The sequence below is a fragment of the Kitasatospora sp. NPDC093558 genome, assembly GCF_040683475.1.
Lineage (GTDB): Bacteria > Actinomycetota > Actinomycetes > Streptomycetales > Streptomycetaceae > Kitasatospora.
Genome location: NZ_JBFBDY010001120.1, coordinates 1 through 1,510, shown reverse-complemented (window position 1 = coordinate 1,510; position 1,510 = coordinate 1). Strand labels below are relative to the sequence as shown.

The window sequence follows — 1,510 nt, the reverse complement described above, 5'->3', positions numbered from 1 at the left end:
GTGCGCTCCGCCTCGATGGACGGGGGGGCGACCGTCCGGACCACGGCCGGCCTGGGTCCGGCCGCCCGGGCCTGGCTCTTCGCGTCCGGCCACGACACGGCCGGCGTCATCTGGCCCACCCTCGACGGAGAGCTCTGCTCGGCCGAGGTCCGCTCCAAGGAGACCACGCCGCCCCCGCACTGCACTGCGGCCAAGGACCTGCCCGACGGCAGGACGCCGTCGCTGACCCTGTACGTGGCCTGGACGAAACCACTGGCCCCGACCGCCGTCTACGTGGTCATCGCCGACCTCGAGACGATCGAGCGGCTCCGGTGCGACATGGAACCCATGATGATGCCGGAGCCGCTGTTGTCGGTCTCCCTCCCCGGCGGCGGGGTGCGCACCCTCTACGCGGTCTACCCCGGCGGGCCGGCCGAGGGCTCGATGAAGGCCACGGTGATCCGCGACGGCGTCGAGGCCGAGGACCACGTCGACTTGCCGCAGCCCATCAGGATCGACGGATTACTCAAGACCTGCGACCCGATCGCCACCCCTTCGGGCTCCACGCCCTAACGGCTGGTCTTTTCGCGGTTCTGCGGTCGCGACGGGGTCTGCCGGGTCAGTCCCACCACAGCACGACGGCAAGACCCCGGCGGGCCGCTTCGGCGTAGAACCCACGCAACGCACCGAAGTGATCGAGCAAGTACTCCGTCGGATCGCCGGTGAACCCGGGCCCGAGCGTGGAGCCCCCGCCGCTGTCGCGGACCGACTGGAGGATCCCCTGCATATCGATCTCGCCGAGCAGTGCCGACACCTGGGCAACCGCCTCTGGATCGAGGGCAGTCGGCATGGAGTTACTGAAGAAGGCGATCGCGTGCGGGCCGACGTTGAGGAAGTCCAGCTCGATGCCGCCGTCGCCGTCGGTCGCGCGCCTGAGCGCCTCCAGGTGGGCGGCGTCGAGTCGCGTCGGTTCGCAGGCGCGCTCCAGCATGCGGGGCGCCCAGTCCAGGTCCAGGCAGTCCGCGGACGGCGGATCCCACCGGTGATCGCCGTCGGGCGACTGTTCGGCCGCCCGACGGCACGCGGCGAGGTAGTCCGCCGGGACTCGGGCAAGTTGCTGGGTGACGGCCATGACGGCAGTATCCCGATCTCGTCCAGCGGTTTTGCCAGGCCCCGGCCAGGGCCCGGGCGGAGCACTCGCGCAGGAACCCCCGGCGAGCAGCGGCATCAGTCCTGCTGATGCGCAGTGCAGCAGCTCGCGTTGGACGTGATCGCGGCCGCGGCTTCAGGATGACCGCATGACCGTTACCTCTGCTATCGCCTCCTTCGCCGTCGTGGCCGGCATGCTGACCGTCATGCCGGGACTGGACACCGCGCTGGTGCTGCGCTCCGCCATCACCCTGGGCAGGCGCCGGGCCTTCGCCACGGCGCTGGGGATCCTCTGCGGTGTGCTCGTGTGGGGCGTGGCCGCCGCGGTCGGTGCCCCGGCGCAGCTCACGGCGTCGCGTCTCCTGGACGACGGGCTGCGCCT

3 protein-coding genes are annotated in these 1,510 nt (G+C 71.3%); 2 read left to right on the top strand and 1 reads right to left on the bottom strand.

The window, feature by feature from the left end:
• Positions 1 to 552 (top strand): hypothetical protein (locus tag AB0O00_RS39035; RefSeq protein WP_363659420.1); only part of this gene is annotated, 552 nt, incomplete at its 5' end.
• A 46-nt stretch (positions 553 to 598) separates the two neighbouring features.
• On the opposite strand, the gene AB0O00_RS39030 is transcribed toward AB0O00_RS39035, so the two are convergent.
• Positions 599 to 1,111, bottom strand: a complete 513-nt coding sequence (locus AB0O00_RS39030; RefSeq protein ID WP_363659419.1) for a DUF1877 family protein — start codon at positions 1,109 to 1,111, stop codon at positions 599 to 601.
• 166 nt (positions 1,112 to 1,277) lie between these two features.
• Here AB0O00_RS39030 and AB0O00_RS39025 point away from each other — a divergent pair.
• A partial coding sequence (locus AB0O00_RS39025; protein ID WP_363659418.1) for a LysE family transporter occupies positions 1,278 to 1,510 on the top strand: 233 nt, incomplete at its 3' end.

Coding starts and splice junctions, on each gene's coding strand:
- AB0O00_RS39030 (WP_363659419.1), bottom strand. CDS start 1,111: ATGGCCGTCACCCAGCAACTTGCCCGAGTCCCGGCGGACTACCTCGCC.